At 72.9% G+C, this 21738-nt stretch carries 19 protein-coding genes; 12 read left to right on the forward strand and 7 right to left on the reverse strand.

Annotated features, from left to right (window positions below; genetic code table 11):
• The 5 genes from BZL64_RS25585 to BZL64_RS25605 all read left to right on the forward strand — a co-directional run.
• Window positions 1–204: rod shape-determining protein (locus BZL64_RS25585; protein ID WP_208639518.1), on the forward strand; the 204-nt coding region annotated here is incomplete at its 5' end.
• 222 nt (window positions 205–426) lie between these two features.
• Window positions 427–1581: a beta-ketoacyl synthase N-terminal-like domain-containing protein gene (locus tag BZL64_RS25590; RefSeq protein WP_244205497.1), complete on the forward strand. Its 1155-nt coding sequence runs from the start codon at window positions 427–429 to the stop codon at window positions 1579–1581.
• Window positions 1578–2126 (forward strand): hypothetical protein, encoded by a 549-nt coding sequence (locus BZL64_RS25595; protein ID WP_086771546.1) that lies wholly within the window; start codon window positions 1578–1580, stop codon window positions 2124–2126. Before BZL64_RS25590 ends, BZL64_RS25595 begins: the two co-directional genes overlap by 4 nt.
• A complete protein-coding gene (locus BZL64_RS25600; protein WP_086771547.1) occupies window positions 2123–3523 on the forward strand; it encodes a class I adenylate-forming enzyme family protein in 1401 nt (466 codons plus the stop codon). Before BZL64_RS25595 ends, BZL64_RS25600 begins: the two co-directional genes overlap by 4 nt.
• Window positions 3520–4242 (forward strand): thioesterase II family protein, encoded by a 723-nt coding sequence (locus tag BZL64_RS25605; protein ID WP_086771548.1) that lies wholly within the window; start codon window positions 3520–3522, stop codon window positions 4240–4242. Before BZL64_RS25600 ends, BZL64_RS25605 begins: the two co-directional genes overlap by 4 nt.
• 34 nt (window positions 4243–4276) lie before the next feature.
• Here the strand turns inward: BZL64_RS25605 and BZL64_RS25610 are convergent, their stop codons facing one another.
• The 6 genes from BZL64_RS25610 to BZL64_RS25635 all read right to left on the reverse strand — a co-directional run bounded on the left by BZL64_RS25610 (window position 4277) and on the right by BZL64_RS25635 (window position 9293).
• Window positions 4277–5119, reverse strand: coding sequence for a hypothetical protein (locus BZL64_RS25610; protein WP_086771549.1), 843 nt, complete (start codon window positions 5117–5119; stop codon window positions 4277–4279).
• A complete protein-coding gene (locus tag BZL64_RS25615; protein ID WP_143663316.1) occupies window positions 5116–6159 on the reverse strand; it encodes a methyltransferase in 1044 nt (347 codons plus the stop codon). Before BZL64_RS25615 ends, BZL64_RS25610 begins: the two co-directional genes overlap by 4 nt.
• Before the next feature lie 59 nt (window positions 6160–6218).
• On the reverse strand, window positions 6219–7280 hold the full coding sequence (locus BZL64_RS25620) for a pyridoxal phosphate-dependent aminotransferase (protein ID WP_086771551.1): 1062 nt from the start codon (window positions 7278–7280) through the stop codon (window positions 6219–6221).
• Window positions 7277–7663 carry a hypothetical protein gene (locus BZL64_RS25625; RefSeq protein ID WP_086771552.1) on the reverse strand — a complete coding sequence of 129 codons (387 nt, stop codon included), beginning with the start codon at window positions 7661–7663 and terminating at the stop codon, window positions 7277–7279. The genes BZL64_RS25620 and BZL64_RS25625 overlap by 4 nt, the downstream gene beginning before the upstream one ends.
• Entirely contained in the window at window positions 7663–8736 is a 1074-nt protein-coding gene (locus BZL64_RS25630) for an SAM-dependent methyltransferase (RefSeq protein WP_244205498.1), read from the reverse strand. Before BZL64_RS25630 ends, BZL64_RS25625 begins: the two co-directional genes overlap by 1 nt.
• A 149-nt stretch (window positions 8737–8885) precedes the next feature.
• On the reverse strand, window positions 8886–9293 hold the full coding sequence (locus tag BZL64_RS25635) for an acyl carrier protein (RefSeq protein ID WP_143663317.1): 408 nt from the start codon (window positions 9291–9293) through the stop codon (window positions 8886–8888).
• A 664-nt stretch (window positions 9294–9957) separates the two neighbouring features.
• Between BZL64_RS25635 and BZL64_RS25640 the strand changes: the two genes are divergently transcribed.
• Genes BZL64_RS25640 through BZL64_RS25670 form a run of 7 tightly spaced genes read left to right on the forward strand, consistent with a single transcriptional unit; the run spans window position 9958 to window position 20430 of the window.
• Window positions 9958–11007 carry a ketopantoate reductase family protein gene (locus BZL64_RS25640; RefSeq protein WP_158101561.1) on the forward strand — a complete coding sequence of 350 codons (1050 nt, stop codon included), beginning with the start codon at window positions 9958–9960 and terminating at the stop codon, window positions 11005–11007.
• Entirely contained in the window at window positions 11004–11300 is a 297-nt protein-coding gene (locus BZL64_RS25645; protein WP_086771555.1) for an acyl carrier protein, read from the forward strand. The genes BZL64_RS25640 and BZL64_RS25645 overlap by 4 nt, the downstream gene beginning before the upstream one ends.
• Entirely contained in the window at window positions 11297–15241 is a 3945-nt protein-coding gene (locus BZL64_RS25650; RefSeq protein ID WP_086771556.1) for a non-ribosomal peptide synthetase, read from the forward strand. The genes BZL64_RS25645 and BZL64_RS25650 overlap by 4 nt, the downstream gene beginning before the upstream one ends.
• A 12-nt stretch (window positions 15242–15253) precedes the next feature.
• On the forward strand, window positions 15254–16267 hold the full coding sequence (locus BZL64_RS25655) for a zinc-binding dehydrogenase (RefSeq protein WP_086771557.1): 1014 nt from the start codon (window positions 15254–15256) through the stop codon (window positions 16265–16267).
• A gap of 13 nt (window positions 16268–16280) precedes the next feature.
• Window positions 16281–17540 (forward strand): beta-ketoacyl [acyl carrier protein] synthase domain-containing protein, encoded by a 1260-nt coding sequence (locus BZL64_RS40665; RefSeq protein WP_086771558.1) that lies wholly within the window; start codon window positions 16281–16283, stop codon window positions 17538–17540.
• Between the two features lie 53 nt (window positions 17541–17593).
• Window positions 17594–18034, forward strand: a complete 441-nt coding sequence (locus BZL64_RS25665; protein WP_086771559.1) for a nuclear transport factor 2 family protein — start codon at window positions 17594–17596, stop codon at window positions 18032–18034.
• 44 nt (window positions 18035–18078) lie between these two features.
• Window positions 18079–20430, forward strand: a complete 2352-nt coding sequence (locus tag BZL64_RS25670; protein ID WP_086771560.1) for an AMP-binding protein — start codon at window positions 18079–18081, stop codon at window positions 20428–20430.
• 13 nt (window positions 20431–20443) lie between these two features.
• On the opposite strand, the gene BZL64_RS25675 is transcribed toward BZL64_RS25670, so the two are convergent.
• Window positions 20444–21394 carry a M28 family metallopeptidase gene (locus tag BZL64_RS25675; protein ID WP_086771561.1) on the reverse strand — a complete coding sequence of 317 codons (951 nt, stop codon included), beginning with the start codon at window positions 21392–21394 and terminating at the stop codon, window positions 20444–20446.
• Window positions 21395–21738: the final 344 nt, after the last annotated feature.

Raw genomic sequence — 21738 nt, forward strand, 5'->3', positions numbered from 1 at the left:
CTGGTCGCCGATCTCGCCGACCGCGGGATCATGATGGTCGGCGGCTCCGCCCTGCTGCCCGGTTTCGACCAGATGCTCCGCGAGGCCACCGGCATGCCGGTGCACATCGCCGAACGGCCCGACATCTGCGCCGCCCAGGGCCTGGGCGCGATGCTGGAGGGCAGGATCGCGCCGCTGACGCTCGAACCGATCGCCACCACCTGACGGCCGGTCGTCCCCCGCTCCTGGCGCCGGTCACCCCTTGCTCCCGCTTTGTTCCCGGCGCCGGGGGCACGCGTGCGCTCCGAGCCCGAAGCGGTACTCCCTTGCCACCCCTGAACTCATTCGTTAAAATGCGATTGCATTCTGCAAATAAAATTTCGGTTGGCGAATCAGGGGCGTACAGAGTTTCGCTCAGAGCATTTCTCGGAGCACTTGGGGGATCAATTGGGGGATTTCCTCATAGCCGACCGCGACCGGTCCGTGTGCGTCACCGGCACGGGCTGGACCACCGCGCTGGGCGACGACGTCGACGCGGTGTGGAAACAGCTGATGAACGGGGGCAGTGGCGTCCGGTCCTCACCGGGCGACGGCGGGCCGTCCGCCCCGGCCGCGGCCTTCCTGCCGGACGGCGGACCGGCCGGTCCCCCGTCCGAGCGCCACGTCGCCCTCGCGGTGGCCACCGCGACGGCCGCCCTGCGCGACGCCGGCTGCCCGGCCGCCGAGGTCGGCACGCTCGTCGTCGGCAGCAGCCTCGGCCCACACCTGGACGACGCCGCTGACATCTCCCCGCACACCCTCACCGCCGCCGTCGCCGCACGCCTGGGCGTGGCCCGGTCGGCCTCGGTGAGCACCGCCTGCTCCTCGGGCGCCGACGCCGTCCTGGCCGGTGCCGCCCTGATCAGCGGCGGCGAGGCGGACCGCTGTCTGTGCGGCGGCATCGACCTGCTGACCGAGGGCAAGCTCCTGGGCCACCGGGCGCTCGGCACCCTCTCCGCCTCCGGCACCGTCCGTCCCTTCGGCACCGACCGCGACGGCACCGTCTTCGGCGAGGGCGCCGGCTTCCTGCTGCTGGAGTCCCGTGCCGCGGCCAGGGCACGCGGTGCCCGGATCCTGGGCGAGGTGCGCGGCTGGGGCGCCTCCAACGACGGCACCGGCCCCACCGCGCCCGACGAGAGCGGGGCCGGCGCGGTCCTGGCCGTACGGCGCGCCCTGGCCAGGGGCGGGGCGAAGGCCCGGGACATCGCGGTGATCAACGCCCACGGCACGGGCACCCGCGCCAACGACACGGCGGAGGCGGCCTGCTACCGCACGGTCTTCGGCCCTGGGTCCGACGCCGTCGTCTTCGCCACCAAGCCCGCCTTCGGCCACACCCTGGGCGCCACCGGCGCCGTGGAGGCCATCGCCCTGCTCCTCGCGCTGCGCCACCGCGCCGTGCCCCCGGTGCCCACCACCCGCACCGTCATGCCGGAGCTGCCGCTGTCCCTGGCGGCGGACGGCCCCCGTGACATCACCGGCTCGCTGGGCATCAGCGTCACCCTCGGCTTCGGCGGCTTCAACACCTGCCTGCTGCTGGCTCGCGCCGAAGGAGAAGCCGCGTGAACGAGGCAGAGTGGTGCCCCGCGGGCGCCCGTGTCACCGGCTCCGCCACCGTCGAGACCGACGACCCGGGCACGGTCCCGCGCCGCGTCTCCGGCGTGTACGCCGACCCCGTGGCCTGGCTGATGACCGAGGCCGTGGCCGCCGCGCTCAAGGCCTGCGGCGACGCCGCGCCCGAGAACCCCGAGGAGGTGGGGGTCGTCGCGGTGGCCGAGCGGGCGACGGTCCGCACGCTGCGCGCACTCGCCGACGCCGTCCCGCACGGCCGGATCTCCCCGATGCGGTTCGCCGGCGCCGGACCGGGCTCCGTCGTCGGCGTCGTCTGCTCGGCGTTCGGCTTCCACGGCCCGGCGTCGATGCTGCCCATGCCCCTCGCGCCGGCCGTGCCGCTGGCCAGGGCCCTGTGCGGCGACTGGCTGCTCGGCGACCCGCCCGGTGCCGCACATGTCCTGGTCGTCACGCACGGCACGACCGACGAAGGCAAGCACCAGGCGCACTGCCTGGTCGTCAGTGGGCCGACGCCCACGCGGAGGCCCCGGACCACATGACCGCGCAGAACATGACCGACCAGTACCTGGACCCCATCCTCGTCAGCGGCTTCCTCGACCGGATCGAGGAGGCCTCCGCCCCCCAGGACCCCGACCCGTCGGAGTTGCCCGCCCTGGTGGACCGGCTCGCGGCGCTGCCCGCCCCGCCGGGCGCGGTCGTCGTGATCGCCCTGCCCAACGGCATCCGCGCCCTGCGCTTCTTCTTCGCCGTGTCGCTGGCCGGGTACACGCCGGTGCTGCTCTCCCCCTCCACCCCGGTCAGCCGGGTCCGCGAGGTGGCCCGCGAACTGGGCGCCTGCGCGCTGGTCCGGGCGGCGATCCGGGCCGAGGGCGTCACCGGCGTCACCCGCGCCGGCGGTGCCGAGCTGGGCGTCTTCACCGAGTGGCCGTACCGGCACCACGGACCCGGCCACGTGATCCTGATGAGTTCCGGCACCTCCGGCATGGCCACCGGCTGTCTGCACACCCTGGACGCGCTGCTGCGCAACGCCCGCCGGCACGGCCGCTCCCTCGGCCAGCGCGCCGAGGACACCACCCTGGTCAGCCTGCCCGTCTACTACTCGTTCGCGCTGGTCGCGCAGGTCCTCGGCGGCCTGGTGCACGGCTCGCGTCTGGTCCTGGCGGGGCCGCCGTTCTCGGTGGCCGACTATCTGGGCACGGTCGCCGGCCGGGGCGTCACCCTCTCCTCGCTCACCCCGAGCCTGGTGAAGGCCGTCGTCACCGCCGGCGGCGAACTCCCCGCCCCGCTGCGCACGCTCACCGTCGGCGGACAGGCCCTGGACCCGTCGTACGTGTCCCGGCTGCTGAAGCTCAATCCCGAGCTGGGCCTGTACGTGACCTACGGGCTGACCGAGGCCGGTCCGCGGGTGTCCACGCTCGCCGCGCACCGGGAGCCTCCGCACCGGCACGGCTCGGTGGGCCTGCCGCTGGACGGTGTCGAGGTGCTCACCCGGCCCACCGACACCGGGGCACGGGAACTGCTCGTGCGCTCCGACACCGTCTACCGGCGCCGCGTCGGCGAGGCCGCGCCGTCCAAGCGGGGTGACCTGATCGAACCGGGCCTGCTGGCCACCGGCGACATGGGGCACGTGGACGACGACGGGTACGTGTACATCCACGGCCGCTCGTCGGACTTCGCGGTGGTGCGCGGCGAGAAGGTGTCGACGGCGACCGTGCGCCGGGCCGCCGAGTCGCTGCCCGGCGTGGTCCGCGCCAAGATCGGCATCACCACGGGCGACGACGACTCCGCCGTCCTCGAACTCGACGTGTACGTCGACGACGCCGTACCGCCCTCCGAGGCGGAGGTGCGGCGGCGGCTGCGGTCCCTGCTGACCCGCAACGAGCTGCCGATGACGGTGCGGATCCAGCCGCTGCGCGCCGGCGAGCACCACAAGTGAGCGCGGCGGACCCGCTCACCCTGTACTGCGTCCCGCACGCGGGCGGCTCCGCGCGCAGTTTCGTGCGCTGGCGGCGCGAGCTGCCCGCCGGGCTGCGGGCGCAGCCGCTGGAGATCGCCGGCAAGGGCCTGCGGTCGCGCGAGCCGCGGGCGGCGACGCTGCGGGAGGCGGCCGTCGACCTCGCCCACCGCGTCGACCCGTCCGGCCGCTACGCGCTGCTCGGGCACAGCATGGGCGGCCTCCTGGCCTACGAGACGGCCCTGGCGCTGCAGGCTCTGGGCAGGCCCGGACCCGAGTTCGTCGTCGTCGCCGCGACCCGGCCCCCGCACCTGCTCGGCCACTCCCCCTACGCCCCGCTGCTGGCCGCGGCCGACGACGACGCCCTGCTCGACGCGCTCGCCGCGCACGGCCGCATCCCCCAGGAGGTACGCCGGTCACCGATGCGGCACCAGTTCGTCCCGGTGATCCGCGGCGACCTGGCGCTGCTGGCCGGTCACCGTCCCGACCCGGACCCGCGCCCGCTGCCGGGCGACCTCGTCACCTGGTACGGCACCGGTGATCCGGACACCCCGCCCGAGGTGATGGCCGGCTGGCGGCACTACACGGCGGGCGTCCACCTCGGCGAGGGCTTCGACGGCGGGCACTTCTTCCCGCACGAGCGCTTCGAGGAGGTCGCGGCCCGGCTGCTGGAGCTGACACGGCGACGAGCGGACCGCTGACCGGAGTCGGCGGCCCGCTCGCACCACGGCCGGATCAGTGCTGGACGGGGCACCCGCTGCCGCCGCCGCGCACCGGGGCGTCGGTGTCGTGCCGGGTGCCCAGCAGCCAGTACGCCTCGTCCGCGGCCCGCCACAGCTCCGGGAAGAGGGCAAGCTGCGAACGCGCTTCGAGGGTGGCCAGGGACCGGCCGCCCAGGCTCTGCGGGAGTTCCTGCCCGTCGCTCTCCCGGCGCAGGCCCGGCTGGCCGCCCAGCTGCGACCACACCATGATCAGGTGGTGCTGTTTCCAGCCGAGGACGCTGCCGTCCAGCCGCAGCATCGCCTCCCGGACGAGGGCCAGCGCCTGTGAGTCGGCCGAATGCGGGCCGTCGTAGCCGTCGTCCTGCTGGGCGATGACGTCCTGGAGGGACAGGCCGGCCCGCTCCACCGCCTGTTCGTAGGCCTTCCACACCGGGCGGGCCACCCGGCGCAGGTTGCGGTAGCCCGGCGAGTCCAGGCCGGTGGCGTCCTCCGGAAGGGCGTTGCGCATGGTCAGCAGGCTGTGCTGCGGGAGGTGGTCGGTGAGCAGCCGTACCGCCTGGACGGTCACCTCGCTGAGTCCGGTGGCCCGGTCGAACAGGCGCACCGCCTGCGGGAACCGGTCCTTGTCCAGGTGGGCGGCGGCCCGGCGCAGCTCGTAGTGGACCTGTACCCAGGCGTATTCGGTGATGAGGTGGGTGACCTGGAAGAACCGCTGGTCGGGGTGGTTGGTCTCGCTCTCCGGAACCAGTGCGCCGAGGGCGTCGGTGAGGTGCAGGACGCTCTCGTAGTTGCTGCCCCGGTCGAATTCGTAGGACAGGAGGGCGTTGGGTTCGTCCGGGTTCAGGGACCGCTTCACCGGTTCCCCTCCCGGGTGAACTCGACCAGCCAGTGGCCGGGCAGCTCGAACTTCTTCGTGCCGGTGAGGGTGAGGCCGACGTCGGCGCCGAGGTCGCGCAGGTCGTTCAGGCTGCGCTCGCGGCCGCCGAGCAGGACCAGCATCAGCAGGTCGGCGTAGCTCGCCATCACGGGGTCCTTGCCGCTGTCCAGGAGCCGTTCGACGACCACGACCCGGCCGCCGGGGGCGAGGGCCTCGGCGCACCGGCCGAGGATGCGGCCGGCGTCCCGGTCGCTCCAGTTGTGCAGCGTGTTGGCGATCAGGTAGACGTCGCCGCCGGCCGGCATGGGGTCGAAGAAGCTGCCCGCGACCAGGTCGCAGCGCTCGGCGACCGGGGCGAGGGTGCCCTTGGCCTCCGTGACGACGCTCTCCAGCTCCAGCAGCGTGCCGCGCAGCGCCGGGTACTCGGTGAGCAGCTTCAGCAGCAGGGAGCCGTTGCCGCCGCCGACGTCGACGACGTGCCCGACCGACGCCCAGTCGTAGAGGCGGGCCAGTTCGGGGACGAGCCGGTTGGCGATGCGGGCGATGCCCGCGTTGAAGGACCTCTCGATGTCCGGGTGGGCCTCCAGGTCCTCCCAGAAGGGCCGTCCGTGTGCCTGCTCGTACACCGGCAGGCCGGTGCGCACGGCGTCCAGGAGCCGCCCGACGGCCGGTTCGAAGCGGGCCTCCATGGGCCGGCTGGGGTCGTCGTAGTCGAGCCAGCGGCGCAGGTTGCCCGGATGGTCGCTGAGCAGCACCCGGCCCACGTCGGTCAGTTCGTACGCCTTGCCGGGGGTGCCGGGCTCCTCGGTCTCCGTGAAGAGGCCGAGGAGGCTGACGTAGTGCAGGACGCGGCCCAGGGACTGCTCGTCGGTGCCGGTCTCGGCGGCCAGGGCGGACACGGTCCGGTGCCCCTGTTCGACCAGGTCGGGCAGGCCGAGCGTCGCGGTCACCCGCACGGCGGTGGGGGTGAACCCGGAGCCCAGGGCGAGGATCGTGTTCAACGGGTCTTGACGGAACACTGGAGTAGCTCCTTGTCCTTCACGTTCGGGGAATGTCCGCCGGTTTTCCCGGTACGCATTCAGGGGTTTTCCTCGATCTTTTCGAGGGCGTCGAGGAACCGCACGAGATTCTCCTGGGTGCCGAGCGACGTGCGCAGGTATCCGGGGAATCCGAACAGTCCGGCATTGCGAACGAGAATGCCGAAATCGGCGGCGAGACGATCCTGCGCGAGGGCGCAGTCGCGGGCCTCGACCGCGACGAAGTTGGTGACGGAGGGCAGGTGGCCGCGGCCCCGCCGGTCCAGTTCCCCGGTGAACCAGCGCCGCCGCTCGTCGGTGGACCGGCGTACTCCGGCGAGGAAGTCCGGGTCGCCGAGCGTGCTGACCGCCGCCGCCTGCGCGAGGCGGTTCACGCTGAACGGCAGGGCGCGCAGGGCCCGCCGCAGCTCGGCGATGAGTGCGGGCGGGCCGACGGCGTAGCCGACGCGCAGCGCGGCCAGCCCGTAGGCCTTGGAGAAGGTGCGCAGCGCGACGACCGGCGCGCCGCCGTCCAGCAGGTCGCGGACCTGCGGGGTGTCCGGGCCGGCGAACTCCATGTAGGCCTCGTCGCACACCAGCGGGACCCCGCCACGTCCGCAGGCGTCGACCAGCGCGGTCAGCTCCTCGCGGGTGAGGGCGGCGCCGCTGGGGTTGTGCGGGTTGCACAGGTAGCCGATCCCGTGTCCGGGCAGTCGCGCGGCGAACGCGTCGGCGTCGACGGCCGTGCCGTCCAGGGCCACGGCGGTGCAGCCTCGCCGGGTCAGTTCCAGACAGGCCCGGTAGCCGGGGAACGTACCGTCGGTGACGAGGCCGGGGCGGGTGGGGTCGCCGAGGGCGAGGGCGGTGGCCAGGACGAGTTCGTCGCTGCCGTTGGCGACGGCGATGTGGTCCGGGGTGACGTTCCAGTGCTCGGCCAGGGCGTGGACCAGTTCGTGGCGCTCGGGGTCCGGGTAGACGTTCACCCGGCCCAGCTCGCGTTCGGCCGCCCGCAGCGCGGCCTCGCTGGCGCCGTGCGGGCTCTCACTCAGATGCAGCCGGATCAGGTCGTCGGCGCCGGGGACGCTCGCGTTGAACGTCTTGGCGGGGGCGGGGGCCCGGCTCACAGGCTGTCCCCCAGCAGGACGCCGAAGCAGTAACTGCCGACCTCGGCCTCCAGGGTGAGGAAGCAGTGCTCGCCGCCGGCCGGGATCCGCATCACGGCGGGCGAGACCAGTTCGTGCCGTCGGCCGTCGAGCAGGACCTCGATGCGGGCGCCCCCCTTGTTCGGGGACACCAGCAGGTACAGCTCGTCGACCGGGTGGGTGTGCGGCGCGGCGACGGGCTTGCCCACCAGGGCGCTGAGTTCGCCGCCCGCGAGCTGCACGGGGAGGCCGCCGAACATGTCGGCGGTGAGGTAGAAGGGCGCGGGCTGGTGGTGCCCGGCCACGGCGAGGGGGATGGGCAGGCCCTCGATGATCTCGGGGTCGGCCGGACATCGCTCGCTCATCACTGGGCCTCCAGGACGAACAGGTAGGTGTGGGGGGCGCCGAAGGGAATCGTGCGGCGCAGGTGCAGCCCGCCCTCGTGGAAGAGGTTCTCGTACTCCTCGCGCGTGTAGATGGGCACGCCCATCAGGGCGTGGGCCAGCTCGAAGCCGCTGGAGAAGACCGGGAGTTCCTCCCCCTCGCCGCGCGGGCGGACGGTGGTGTCGGCGAGCAGGAAGGTGTGCGCGTGCGGGAACGCCTTGCGCAGCGCCGGGATGACGTCCATGCGGGTGCCGGGGTCGACGAGCAGGTCGTGCAGGAACATGAAGCTCATCGCGACGTCCACCTGGTCGGCGCCCTCGATGCGGCGGCCGTGGAAGAGGACGTCGAGGACGTCGGCGCAGATCGGCCGGACCCGGTCGGTCAGCTCGTGGCGCTCGACGGTGCCGGCGGCCAGATCGGTGGCCGAGGCGCTGATGTCCAGGCCGATGCCGCGGGTGCCGGGACGGGACTTGACGAGCCGGCAGACGCGCTCGCTGATGCCGCTGCCGAGGTCGGCGAGGACGGAGAAGTCGAGCGCGGCGATCTGCTCGTCGAGGATGTGCCGCATCAGCGCCAGGTCGGCCTGGGCCGAGCCGAGGGCCACCATGGCCTCGTTGCGCAGGACGTCCTTGCCGAAGACGCGTTCTCCGCGGGTGATGGCCGCGGCGTTGGCGAAGACGTCGTGGTATCCGCCCACGCCCCAGGTGAAGAAGCCTATTTTGCGGCGCAGTTCGCTCCAGGCCGGGGTGGGTGTCACCCGGTCGCCGGTCACGGTCAGATACCCGAAGGCCTCCGCCGCGGACAGCAGTCGGCGGAACACGACCTCGTCCAGCTGCCGCAGCCGGGAGTACTCGGCCACGTCGAGCCGGCCGGACCCGTCGAACCAGGCGAACAGTCCCAGTTGTTCCAGGGCGAAGACGACGTTGGTGGAGATGAATCCGTTGAAGGCGGTGTCGGCGTCGAGCGGGGTCTTCGCGTCTCCGCACCAGTCGGCGGGAGGGAAAACGCCGTCGTCCAGCGCGTGGAGACCGTCGCGGGAAACGGGAGCAGTCACAGGAGGGGCCTTCCTTGTCTCAGGCGATGCCGACGTGGGCCGGTGCCGACGGGAGCCGGTGCCGACGTGAGCCGGTGCCGGCCCGGTCGATACCGGTGTGCGGTCGGTGCCCGCGTGGTCGGTGCCGGTGTGCGGTCGGTGCCGGCCGGTCACGCGAGGGGGGAGGTGGCGGCGGCACGTTCCACCGCTGCCGCCAGTTCGCGGACGGTGGGGTGGTCGAAGAACAGCCGGTTGGGCAGTCGGACACCGAGCTTCCGGCGCAGCCGGATAAGCACCTGAGTGGCCTTCAGGGAATGGCCGCCCGCTTCTATGAAAGGGGTGTCGTCGTCGAAGTCGTCATGACCGAGAACCTCGATCCACGCGGCTCTGACCTGGTCCGTCATGGCCCGGACCGATGGCGTCACCGGCGGTTCGGAAAACTGTTCCGAATACTGCTCGGAATGCGGTTCCGGATGTGTTCCCACACCGTCTTCACGCCGTGTTCTCATACCGTCGCCAGGACGTGTCTTCACACCGTCGTCATTCAAAAGGGATTCCCCCGTGTCATCGCGGATCACGGTTGTTCACCAAGGCTGCGGCGCAGCCCGGTTGACCGACCCCGCGCATGGGCATGGTCGTATGTCGTTTCTCTCTTGTCTGGTTCCCGTCAGGGAGGGGTCGCACGACCGGTGGCCAACCGGTCGGCCTCTGAGGTGAATGCTCACCATGGCGGCCAGATTGCCGCTATCGGAGCGTAGGCAGCGAACATCGGGCTGGTCAAGGGGCGATTGTCGGCCAGCTCCAGTCCCCGGAGGAATCGCGGGCCAACGCTTTTACTTTGTGTTTCAATCAACGGTCGAAACCACGTGTACCGGCCAACTGCTTGTCCGAAAAGCTGGTTGACGGCCGAAAGTCGGCCCCCCTACGGTCGGTGAGTCGTCTGTGAACGCAGTATTTCAGCGGCTGCGTCCAGCAAAGCGAGATCCGGCGCTACAGGGGGAATGAACTACGCCGCACGGGGGAACACATAACGATCGGCCGGCTGGCTCCGCTCACCGTCCGAGACTTTTCCGCACTTCGACGACACATCGATCGGCGACCGCCTGACCAGTGGCCGCCTGATTCCTTCGGGCCGTTTCGGCCTTTCCTTTCCTTCTTCGGTTCTCCGCTGCCCTGCCCGCATACACGGGTGTGGGCGTACGGGGCACCGGAATTCGTCACGAGATGCATCAAGGAAGCGTGTTGAGGCATGCGATTCTGGGCGCCGGCGGAGTCGGACTCGCCCTCGGGGCGGCACTGGCCCGCGGGGGCCACGACGTCACGCTGGTCATGCGGGAGTCCTCGCGAGCCCGCTACCGCGGGGTGATCGACGTCCACAGCGCACTGCGGGGCGACCACCGCGTCGCTGCGCGCGGGGTGGACCGGCTCGACGAGCCGGTCGACGTCCTGTGGGTGACCGTGAAGGCACCGGCCCTGCGCGCCGCGCTGGACCGCGTCGGCCCACGGCCGGCCCCGCACTCGGTCGTCCCCCTGCTCAACGGTCTCGACCACCCGCGGCTGCTGCGGGACCGCTTCGGCCCCCGCCAACTGGTCGGCGCGATCCGCATCGAGGCGGAGCGCACCGCACCCGGGAAAGTCACCTGGAACTCCCTGTTCGCCGAGGTCAGTCTGGCGGCGGCGGGCGGACCCGCCGAGGCCGACTCCACGACAGACCCCGCCGGCGACGGTCGGCATCCGGACACCGGCCCCGCGGACGGACCCGCCGCTCCCCTCGCCCCGCTCCAGGACGCACGCCCCGACCCCCGGCTCACCGCGCTGGCCGAGGACCTCACCGACGCGGGGATCGGCTGCGTCCAGGAGCGGGACCCGGCGAGCGTGCTGTGGCACAAGCTGGTCCTGCTGCTGCCGCTGGCCCTGGCCACCACCGCGGCCGACGGCCCCCTCGGTGTCGTACGCCGGCGGCCCGCGCTGCTGTCCCTGCTGCGGGACACCGCACGGGAGGCGTGCGCCGTCGCGGCGGCCGAAGGCGTCGCCGTCGACGAACGAACCCTGCTGCACACCCTCGACACCCTGCCGGGCCGGACCGACACCTCCCTGCACCGGGACGTCGCCGCCGGCATCCGGCCGACCGAACTCGCCGCACTCACCGAACCGGTGCTGCGCCGCGCCCGCGACCGGCACACCCCCGTGCCGGCGATCGCCGAACTCACGCGCCTGGTCACGGAACGGGAGCTGCGGGCGCAGCTACCCGCGCAGCACGGAGCCACCTACCGCAAGGGAGAAACGTCATGACAGTCGGTTCGGGCGACACCCTGGAAACGACCCTGAAGGAGATCCTCGTCGAGGACCTGTTCCTCGACGTGCCCGCCGAGCAGATCGGGGACGACGACGGCCTCCTGGACGTCCTCGGCCTGGACTCCCTCGGCTTCGTGGAACTGCGCGCCCAGTGCGAGCAGCGATTCGGCGTGAAGATCACGGACGCCGAGTTCACCCCGCTCCACTTCCGCTCGGTGCGCACGGTGGCCGGCCTCGTACGCACGCTGCGCACGGAGGCGGCCGACGAGCACGTGGCGGTCCCCAAGTGAGGGAACCGGCCTCCTCCGAGCAACTGGACGTCTGGCTCGCCTGCCAGCGCGAACCCGAGTCCGACCGCTACAACGTCACCGTCGACCTGGAGTTCGCCCCCACCGTCGACGTGCCCGCGCTGCGGACCGCGCTCGGCGACGTCCTGCGCGCCCACCCGGCACTGCGCGGCGCCTTCCGCACCGAGGGCGGCGAACTGTGGCGCACCACCGAGCCCGACCCGGCCCCGGCGTTCGTCACCGAACGGCTCCCCGGCCGCTACGAACGCGCCGAGGCCCTCGCCCGCGCGGTCGTCGCCGGCCGCGCCCCCTTCGACCTGGCCACCGCCCCGCTGCTGCGGGCCACCCTGCTGACCGGGGACGGCGGCGCCCTGCTCGCCGTCACCATGCACCACATCGTCTCCGACGGCTGGTCCAGCCGGATCCTCGCCGAGGACCTGGTGACGGCGTACCGCTCCCGGACGGCGGGCGGGCCCGGCCTCCTCCCGCGCGAGGCACCCGGCACCGACCCGGCGGGCCAGGCGGCTTCCGACGCCGAGGCCGAGGCGTACTGGTCCGCCGTGCTGCGCGACGCCCCCGCCTCCCTCGCGCCCCCGCACGACCTGGTGCCCGAGGACGGATTCCCCGGCCCCTCCGGCCAGGTGGAGGTCCTGTTGCCGGACGAGGTGCACGCCGGCGTCCAGGCCCTGGCGGCGGCCGAACGCGGCTCCCCCGCCGTGGTGCTGCTCGCCGCCTGGTCCGTGCTGCTGCACGCCTGGGCCGGTGAGTCCGAGGGCACCTTCGGCATGGTCTTCGCCGGCCGCCGGGACACCGACGCCGAGCGCGTCGACCTGTTCAGCCGTGCCCTGCCCATGCGCGACCGCCCCGAAGCCGGGGAACGCTTCCGCGATGTGGCGGCCCGGCTGCGCGAGCGGATGCTCGACGCGATGGAACACGCGCACCTGCCGGTGCGGCGGCTGCGCGAGATCCGCAGCGCGCGGGCCGACGGTCCCGGCACGGAGCGGACCGTGTTCATGTACACGCCCGCCTACGAGGACGAGTGGCAGGCCGGCGGGGTCACCGTCCGCCGCTTCGACCACCCGGACGAGACGACGAAGTACGAATTCTCGGTCAACGTACTGGAGGGCTCGGCCGGAACCCGGCTGTGCGTCTACTACGACACCGCCCGCTACCGCCGCGCGAGCGCCGAACTGTTCGCCGAGGAACTGCGCGAGCTGCTGGCCCGCGCGGTGGCCGAACCGGACCGCACCTGCGCCGAACTGCTGGCCGTCTGCGACCCCGGCCTGTCCGAGGTGGCCGCGCACGGCGCACCCCTCTCCGCGTCGGCCCCCCGCATCCCCGAGCTGGTCCTGCGGCACGCCGCCGCCCGGCCGGACGCCGTCGCCGTACGGCACGGCGAGCACACCCTCACGTACGGCGAACTCGCCGGCCGGGCGGGCGAGGTGGCCGGCTGGCTGCGCGGGCGGGGCATCGGGCGCGGCGACACCGTGGCCCTGCTGCTGTCCCCCGGCGTCGACACCCCGGTGTTCTGGCTGGCCGCCGCCCTGGCCGGGGCCGCCTACCTGCCGCTCGACCCCGCCTACCCGCAGGCCCAGCTGCAACTGATCGTGGACGACGCCCGCCCGGCGGTCCTCGTCGTCGACCCCGCCTGCGGGCACAGCGTCGAGGTACCGCGGGACACCGCCGTACGGGTCGACGAGGCACTGGCGCTGGCCCGCGGCCTGACCGCGCCCGAGACCGCGCACGACGACGCCGCGACGCTCTGCGTCCTCTACACCTCCGGCACCACCGGCCGGCCCAAGGGCGTCGTCCTGCCGCACCGCGGACTGGCCCGGCTCCTGGACCGGCCCGACTTCATCCCCCTGGACGAGAGCGACGTCGTCGCGCAGCTGTGCCCGCTCAACTTCGACGGCGCCAGCTACGAGATCTGGGGCGCCCTCGCCCACGGCGCGGAACTCGTCGTCCTCGACAAGCATCTGGTGCTCAGTCCCCGCGAACTGCGCACGGTGGTCCGGGCGCGCGGGATCACCACGCTGCTGGTGACGACACCGCTGCTCAACCGGATCATCGAGGACGCCCCCGACACGCTCCAGTCGCTGCGGCGCGTCTACTTCGGCGGCGAGCTGATCTCCGTACGGCACATGCGCCGGGCGCTGCGCTGGAGCCGTCCGGGCGTCTTGCTGCACAGCTACGGCCCCACCGAGAACTCCTTCACCTCGACCTGGTTCCCGATCACCGGGCTCGCGCCGAACGCCCGGACCGTCCCCATCGGCCGGCCGGTGCCCGGCACCGAGGTACGGGTGGTGCAGGAGGGCGGCACCCGCCCGGTCCCGCGCGGGGTGCCCGGTGAACTCCTGCTGGGCGGCGCCGGTCTGGCCGACGGCTACCTCGGCGTGCCCGGCCTGACCGCCGACCGGTTCGTCACCGACGGCACGACCCGCCTCTACCGCACCGGGGACCGGGTGCGCTGGACTCCCGAAGGCCTGCTGGAGTTCATCGGCCGCGACGACAACCAGGTGAAGATCCGCAGCCAGCGCGTCGAACTCGGCGAGGTGGAGGCGGTCCTGGACGCGCACCCGGCCGTCGAGTCGGTCTTCGTCACCACCCGCGTCAACGGGCGCGGCGAGAAGGAGATCGTCGCCTACGCGGTGGCCGTGCCCGGCACGGACGCCGGCGACCTCACCCGGCACGCCAAACTGCGGCTGCCCGCCTTCGCCGTCCCCAGTCACCTGGTGCTCGTCGACGCGCTCCCGCTCACCCCGACCGGCAAGATCGACCGGCGTCGCCTGCCCGACGCCGGGCACGAGGCACCACCGCCCGCCGCCGCCCCGGTCCCGGCGCCCGCGCCCGCCTCCGGCGCGGCCCCGCTCTCCGTGCGGGAGGGCGTCCGCGCGGCCTGGCGGGCCGTCCTGGAGCACGACGACTTCGGGGCGGACCACAACTTCTTCGACGCGGGCGGCCACTCGCTGCTGCTGGTGAAGCTGAGCGAGCGACTCCGGCTGGAGACGGGCGCCGACGTCCCGGTCATCGACCTGCTGCGGCATGTCACGGTCCAGGACCAGGCGCGCCTGATCGCCCAGGTCCACCGGCCGGCCGACGGCACCGCCCCCGCCGCCCCGCGGCAGACCGCCGCCCGCGACCGGCCGGTGGGCACCACGCCGGCCACCGCCCCGGCGCCCGGCGGCGGACGTCACCACCTCCTCGCCCTGTCCGCCGTCACCGCCGAAGCGCTGACCGAGACCCGGGAACGGCTGGCCGCGTACCTGGAGGCGACACCGGACGCGGCACTCGCGGACGTCGCGCACACCCTGGACCGGGGCCGCGAACGGTTCGGACACCGGGTCGCCGTCGTCGTGGCCGACCGCGGCGAGGCGGTACGGGCCCTGCGCGACCCCGGCACGCCCGCGCACGCCGTCCCCGGACCGGCCCCCGCCGTGGTGTTCGCCTTCCCCGACGGCACCGATCCCGCCCACCAGGTCCGCCTGGCGGAACGGTTCGCCGAGCACGGCGTGGCCCCGGCCGCGGTGTACGGCGCCGGCACGGGCCGGATCGCCGCCGCGATGCTGAGCGGCGCGCTCACCGCACGTGACGGGGAGCGGGCGGCGACCGGTGACGCCGTACCGCCGCTGCGGCGCACGCGGCTGCTGTGGACCACCGCCCTCGGCCCCGTCACACCCGACGACCCCGCTCCGGGGGAGCAGCACCTGACGGCCGAGGCCGAGCCCGCCAAGCTGCTGCAGCTCGCCCGTGACCAGCTCGGCGAGGTGACCGTCCTGGACGTACCGGCGGCCGGCCTCGCGGAGGAGGAGCTGCTCACCGCCCTCGCCGCCCTGTGGTGCCGGGGCGTCGACGCCCGGCTGACGCCGGCCGGTCCGGCTCGCCGGCTGCGCCTGCCCGGCCATCCCCTGTCGTGGGCGCGGACCGCGCCCGCCGTACGCCCTTGAAGGAAGGTCCGCATGCCGCTCGTACGTGGCGAAGCCGCCGTTCTCGTCGAACCCGGGCGCCTGGAGGTGGAGGACGTCGCCTTCCGGGAACTGCGCGAGGACGAGGTGCTCGTGCGCAACACCCTGGCCGCCATCTGCGGCAGCGACGTGCACCGGGTGCGCGCCGAGTCCCCCTTCTTCCGGGACATGCGCGACCACCCCTACCCCTGCCCGGCGGGATACCCCGGTCACGAGGGTGTCGGGGAGGTCGTCGAGAGCCGTTCGGCGCGCTTCTCCCCCGGTGACTTCGTGCTCACCGTGCCCAACCACGCCTACATGGCGTCGTTCGCCCGCTACCAGACGATCGGCGACCGGTTCCTGCTGCCGCTGGAGCGCACCGGCGCGCCCACCGTCCCGCTGATGGCGCAACAGCTCGGCACGGTCGTGTTCGCGCTGAAGCGGTTCTGGCCGGAGCCCGTGCGGCCGGGCCTGACGGCCGCCGTCGTCGGCGTCGGCTCGGCGGGACTGCTGTTCCTCCAGATGCTGCGGCACCTGGGCTTCGAGAAGACCGTCGCGGTCGACCTGGAGCCGGGCCGGCTGGCCGTGGCGCGTTCCCTCGGCGCGGACGCGACCGCGCACGTGCCCGGACAGAGTGCCGAGGAGGTCGTGATGGAGCTGACCGGCGGCGCGGGCGCGGACCTGGTCGTCGAGGCGGCGGGCACCGACGGGGCGCGCGAGCACGCGATGCGGATGGTCGGCCAGCACGGCCGGCTCGGCTTCTTCGGCATGCCGGAGGACTACGAGATGCGCATCCCGTACGCCCATCTCTTCGTCCGCAACGCCCAGCTGGTCAACGCCGTGGGCGGCGCCCAACTGGAGCCGGGGCTCGCCTCGTTCCGCACGGCGCTGGAGTTGATCGGGAACGGCTCGGTCCGCGTCGACGACCAGATCACCCACACCTTCGGCATCAAGAACATCGCCGACGCCTTCGACCTCGCGCACACCCGGCGGGACGACGTCGTCAAGATCGCCATCGCCTTCGACTGAGAGGAGGTCGCACATGTCTCAACGGTTCGACAACGCGCAACGTTTCGACAACGCGGAACCCGTGGCCGTCGTCGGCCTCGGCGGCCGGTTCGCGAAGGCGCCCGACGTCGGCGCCTTCTGGGACAACCTGGTGGCGGGCGAGGACTGCTTCCGGCGCGAGCCCGTGCCGGTCGTGGAGGACCTGGGCGAGGACCGGCTGCGCGTCCACTCCTGGGGCGTCGCCCCGCACCGGGACGCCTACGACAGCGCCCTCGTCGGCGTCGAGGGCCTGGACCCGCAGCACGGCATGCTCCAGGAGTCCCTGTGGCAGGCGGCGGAGGACGCCGGGGTCCGCCTGTCGGCGATCGCCGACCGGACCGCCGTCTACGCGGGCTGCGCCCGCACCCGGCACGTGCCGCGGGCGGCCTTCGACGACGTGGTGCACGTCGATCCGACGTTCGCCGGGCCCTACTTCTCCTACCTCCAGGACCTGTGGGGCGAGTCGCTGATGCTGGACTCCGCGTGCGCCACCTCGACGGTGGCCGTCCACCTGGCCTGCCAGAGCCTGCGGCTGCACGCCTGCGACTACGCGCTGGCCGGCGCGGTGGCCGTCCAGCAGGACGCCGACGGCTCCTACCTGCGCACCCCGCGCAGCATCTACTCCACCGAAGGCATCGTGCGCCCCTTCGACCGCCGCCACAACGGCGTCGTGCCCGGCGACGGGTCGGGCGCCGTCCTGCTGCGCCGGCTGGCGGACGCCCGGCGCGACGGCGACCCCGTCTACGCCGTGATCCGGGGCAGCTCGGTCACCAACGACGGCCGGGCCAAGCCCGGTTTCGTCATCCCCGGCGTCGACGGCAAGGTGCGCGCGGTCCGCCGGGCGCTGGACGCGGCCGGTCTGACGGGGGCCGACGTCGGCTACGTCGAGACGCACGGGGTGGGCATCCCGCTGAACGACCAGATCGAGGCGACCGCGCTGATCGAGGCCCTGGGCACCGACGGGCCGCCCGTCGCGGTTGGCTCGGTGAAGGCCTCCGTGGGCCACTGCGACACCGCGGCGGGCATGGCCGCCCTGATCAAGACGTGCCTCGCGATCGACCGGGGCTTCCTGCCCGCGACGCCGAACACCGAGGACCCCATCGAGGAGTTCACCGGCCGCGGCGAACGCTTCGGGATCCTCCCCGAGGGCCGCCCCTGGTCCGGGGAGGGCCGGCCCCGTACGGCCGGCCTGATGTCGGCCGGCGTGGGCGGCACCAACGCCTTCCTCGTCCTGGAGGAAGCCCCCGCCTCCTGACCCGGCGGCACACCACACACCACCCGTTCCACCCACCACACCGAGGAGCACCCATGTCCGTCACCGCCGACCTCTACGTCGAGGTCAAGAACTTCTACGCCCGTCAGATGCGCGTCCTGGACGACCTGGACATCGAGCAGTTCACCGCGACCTTCACCGAGGACGGTTCGGTCGCCCACCCCCACCGCGGCGAGAAGGTGGAGGGCCGCGAGGCGATGCGCGCCAAGATGACGAGCATGCTCCCGATGTACGAGGGGCTCGTCACCCGCCACTGGTTCGACCACTTCCTGATCGAGCCGGCCGGGGCCTCCGGGGACGACGGCCTGCGGGTCACCTACTACTCCCTGGTCACCCAGACCGACACCGAGGACCAGATGCGCTTCTTCTCCTCCTCCAGCGTGGAGGACCGCATGGTGCGCGACGAGAAGGGCGAACTGCGCATCCGCGAGCGGGTCATCCACCGCGACAACCCGCGCCACGGCCGCGTCATCTGAGCATCCGTCCGCCGACCCGTGAACTGCTGGAGGAGGGCAGACAGATGGCAGAGACCTGGGAGTTCCCGCCGGCCGAGTGGAACGACACGGCACGGCCGTTCGAGGACCGGGTGAGCATGGTCGACCTGATCGAGCGGCGGGTGCGGGAGTCACCCGACGCGCCGGCCGTCCGCCTCGGCGACGGCGAGATCAGGACGTACGGGCGGCTGTGGGACGACTCCGGTCTCCTCGCCCGTTTCCTCGGCAGCCACGGGGTGGGCCGGGGAGACCACGTCGGCGTCCTGCACGACAACTCGTACGACAGTGTGCTGGCGGTCGTCGGTGTCCTGCGCACCGGTGCCGCCTACGTGCCGCTCGACGCGCGCTGGCCGGCCGGCCGGATCGCCACACCGGTGCGGCAGTTGGGCATCGACTGGATGGTGACCGGCCATGCGCTGGCGCAGCGCGCGGAGGAGTCCGGTCATCTGGCGGGCCGCGACCTGCGGCTGGTGTGCACGGACCTGACACGGCCGGCGCCGGACCCGCTGGACGCGGAGGCGGTGGGCATGCTGTGGGACACCGTCGCCGAGGACGCCGACCTGGCCCGTGCCTCGGGCTTCAACCAGGACCCGGGCGACGGGATCTCCGCCGCGCAGATCGACACCTACGTCTCGCACGTGCGCGACCTGGTGCTGTCGGTGGCGGAACGGCCGCGGGTCGTCGAGGTGGGCTGTGGTGCCGGTCTGGTGGCGGGCGCGCTGCGCGACCGGGTCGCCGCCTACACGGGCCTCGACGTCTCGTCCGTGGCACTGCGGCGGGCCGCCGGCGAGTCGGGCGGGGACGCGCGGTTCGTGCACGCGCCGGCCGACGAGCTGGGGCGTGTGGTGCCGTCGGTGAGCGCCGACGTGGTGCTGCTGGCCAGCGTCGCCCAGTTCTTCCCCGGCTTCGCGTACCTGCGGTCGGTGCTGCGGGACGCCCTCGGCGTACTGGCGCCGGGCGGGGCGGTGGTTCTCGCGGACCTCGCGGAGCCGGGCGAGGACGCGCGGAGCGGTCATCTGCACGTGCCCGCCCGGTGGTTCGACCGCATCGCCGACCAGCTCGGCCTGCCGGTGCGGGCGGAGGTCCGCCGCCGCACCGGAGACGACTGGCCGGCGGTGCTGCGGGACCGCTACGACGTCGTCCTGCGCCCCGCACCGCGCGGCGCGGGCACGCCGGGCACGCCGGTGGTCAGCACCTGGAGCGACGTCGAGACGGCCCGTGACCTGCCGCTGCCGGCCGGCCCCGGCGCCGACGACACCGCGTACGTCATCTTCACCTCCGGCTCCACCGGCGTGCCGAAGGGCGTCTCGGTGCGCCACCGCAGCGCCGTCAACGTCATCCAGTGGGTGAACGAGACCTACGCGGTCGGCCCGGACGACTGCCTGCTGTGGGTGACCGCGCTCACCTTCGACCTGTCCGTCTACGACCTGCTGGGGATCCTCGCGGCGGGCGCCAGCCTGCGCGTCGTACCCCCGGCCGAACTCGCCGACGGGGAGCGGCTGCTGGACATCATGCTGCGTGAGCCGGTCACCTTCTGGGACTCGGCGCCGGCCGCGCTCGGCATGGTGATGTCCTTCGCCGACGCCCCGCACGAGGGCGGCCCGCCGCCGAGCCTGCGCCTGGTCTTCCTCAGCGGCGACTGGGTGCCGCTGACCCTCCCGGACCGTGTGCGGGCCCGCTTCCCGAAGGCGCACGTGGTGGCACTGGGCGGGGCGACGGAGGCGACGATCTGGTCCAACCACTTCGACGTGGGCGAGATCGACCCGTCGTGGACGAGTGTCCCGTACGGCAAGCCGATCCAGAACGCCCGCTACTACGTCCTGGACGGCGACCGCAAACCGTGCCCGATCGGCGTCGAGGGCGACCTCCACATCGCCGGCGTGGTGGTGGCCGACGGATACGTGGGCGATCCGCGGCTGTCGGCCGGGAAGTTCACCGCCGACACGGTGAGCGGCCTGGCGGGCGAGCGCATGTACGCCACGGGCGACCGGGCCCGCTGGATGGCCGACGGCAACCTGGAGTTCCGGGGCCGGCGGGACGACCAGGTCAAGGTGCGCGGTTACCGGATCGAACTGGGCGAGGTGCTGGCCGCGCTGCGGCAGGTGCCGGGGGCGGTGGACTGCGCGGTGACCACGCTGGACGGCGACGACGGTCCGCAGATCGTGGCGGCGGTGGCCGCGGACGCCGGGCGGGAACTCTCCGGCGGCCTGGTCCGCCGCCATCTCGCCGGGACGCTCCCCAGTTACATGCTCCCCGAACACGTGCTCGTCCTGCCGGCCCTGCCGGTCGGGCCCACGGGCAAGGTGGACCGGGACCGGCTGGCCAAGCTGGCCGCCCGCCCGCTGACCGGGAGCCGTGCGTCCCTGATCACCGGATGAGGGGATCAGGGGGTCAGGGGCGCACGCCCAGCTTCCACACCATCGCCGCGACGGCGTCGGTGTTGACGTCCAGGGCACCCCGGTCGATGTTGGCGGGGGTGTCGCAGGCCAGGTGGTAGCACTTGTCCATGGCCTCTCCGGCGGTGCCGCCCCACTTCGCCGCCTGCTCCGGGGTCTTGATCTCGGCCGAGCCGGTGAAGATGCCGCCGACCGCGACGCCCTTGGCCAGGAACGGCTCGTGGTCGCTGCGCCCGTTGAGCGCGGTGGCGGGCTCGGTGGGGATGCCCTTGGCGGTGAAGTACCGGTCGAAGTGCCGGGCGATCTCGGGGCTCTGGTCGTAGACGAAGTACCCGGGGTTCGGTGAGCCGATCATGTCGAAGTTCAGATAGGCGGTGATCTTCGACAGTTCGGCCGCCGGCAGGGTGTTCACGTAGTGCGTCGACCCGATGTACGTCTCCTCCTCCGTGCCCCAGAAGGCGAACCGGAGGTGCTGGGCGGGAGCGACCTTCTTCGCGGACACCGTGAGCGCGGTCTCGAGGATGGCCGCGACACTGGAACCGTTGTCGTTGATTCCGGGGCTCGTGTCCACCGAGTCGAGGTGCGCGCCGACCATCAGGACCTTTCCGGAATCACCCCCGCGGGGCCAGTCGGCAATGAGGTTCCAGCTTTTCTTTCCGGCGAACTCGAATTCCTGGATCGAGGTGATGAATCCAGCCCCGTCGAGCTTGGCCCTGACATAGTCGACGGACGCCTGATAACCGGTCGTGCCATGCGCCCGGTTGCCGTTGTTCGCGTCGGAGATCTTCTGGAGCGCGTCGAGGTGCCGCATCACCTTGGTGACCGCGATATCGGGGGCCGACCGGGCCTGAGCAGGCTCTTCGGCATGGACACCGGCCGTCCCGAGGAGCAGGAAGGACATCGTGGAGGCGGCGACGACGGCGGGGCGGAACTGCTGGAAAGGCACTGTTGATTCCCTCTGCAGGCGGATACTCGACCTATGCGATCAGGTGGTCCCGTGATCGTTCTGGATAATTCCACGACACCGGTACCGACGCCAGCCACTTTCACAACCGGAGGGAAGCGGACGCCCTTTTTCCGCCAGGACCGAGAACCCGCTTCACGACCCGCAGGCCTAGGGGAGATCATACGCGGAGAGATATCGGGTGGGCCTCTCGGCCGGAATTCCTGGCGCATTTCCTACGGCCCGGACCACCGCCCGCGAAACGCCCCGCACAGGTCGACCCGTACCGCAGGACCGTGTTCGGCCGGACACCGCCGGACCGCGGCCCGGCGGTGTCCGGCCGAACA

The organism is Streptomyces bobili (genome assembly GCF_002154575.1).
Taxonomy (GTDB): Bacteria; Actinomycetota; Actinomycetes; order Streptomycetales; family Streptomycetaceae; genus Streptomyces; species Streptomyces bobili.

What these genes read in the sequence shown, in the direction of transcription:
- BZL64_RS40665 (WP_086771558.1), top strand. Translation starts at nt 16,281, where the DNA reads ATGTCTCAACGGTTCGACAACGCGCAACGTTTCGACAACGCGGAACCC.
- BZL64_RS25645 (WP_086771555.1), top strand. Translation starts at nt 11,004, where the DNA reads ATGACAGTCGGTTCGGGCGACACCCTGGAAACGACCCTGAAGGAGATC.
- BZL64_RS25670 (WP_086771560.1), top strand. Translation starts at nt 18,079, where the DNA reads ATGGCAGAGACCTGGGAGTTCCCGCCGGCCGAGTGGAACGACACGGCA.
- BZL64_RS25655 (WP_086771557.1), top strand. Translation starts at nt 15,254, where the DNA reads ATGCCGCTCGTACGTGGCGAAGCCGCCGTTCTCGTCGAACCCGGGCGC.
- BZL64_RS25625 (WP_086771552.1), bottom strand. Translation starts at nt 7,663, where the DNA reads ATGAGCGAGCGATGTCCGGCCGACCCCGAGATCATCGAGGGCCTGCCC.
- BZL64_RS25665 (WP_086771559.1), top strand. Translation starts at nt 17,594, where the DNA reads ATGTCCGTCACCGCCGACCTCTACGTCGAGGTCAAGAACTTCTACGCC.
- BZL64_RS25600 (WP_086771547.1), top strand. Translation starts at nt 2,123, where the DNA reads ATGACCGCGCAGAACATGACCGACCAGTACCTGGACCCCATCCTCGTC.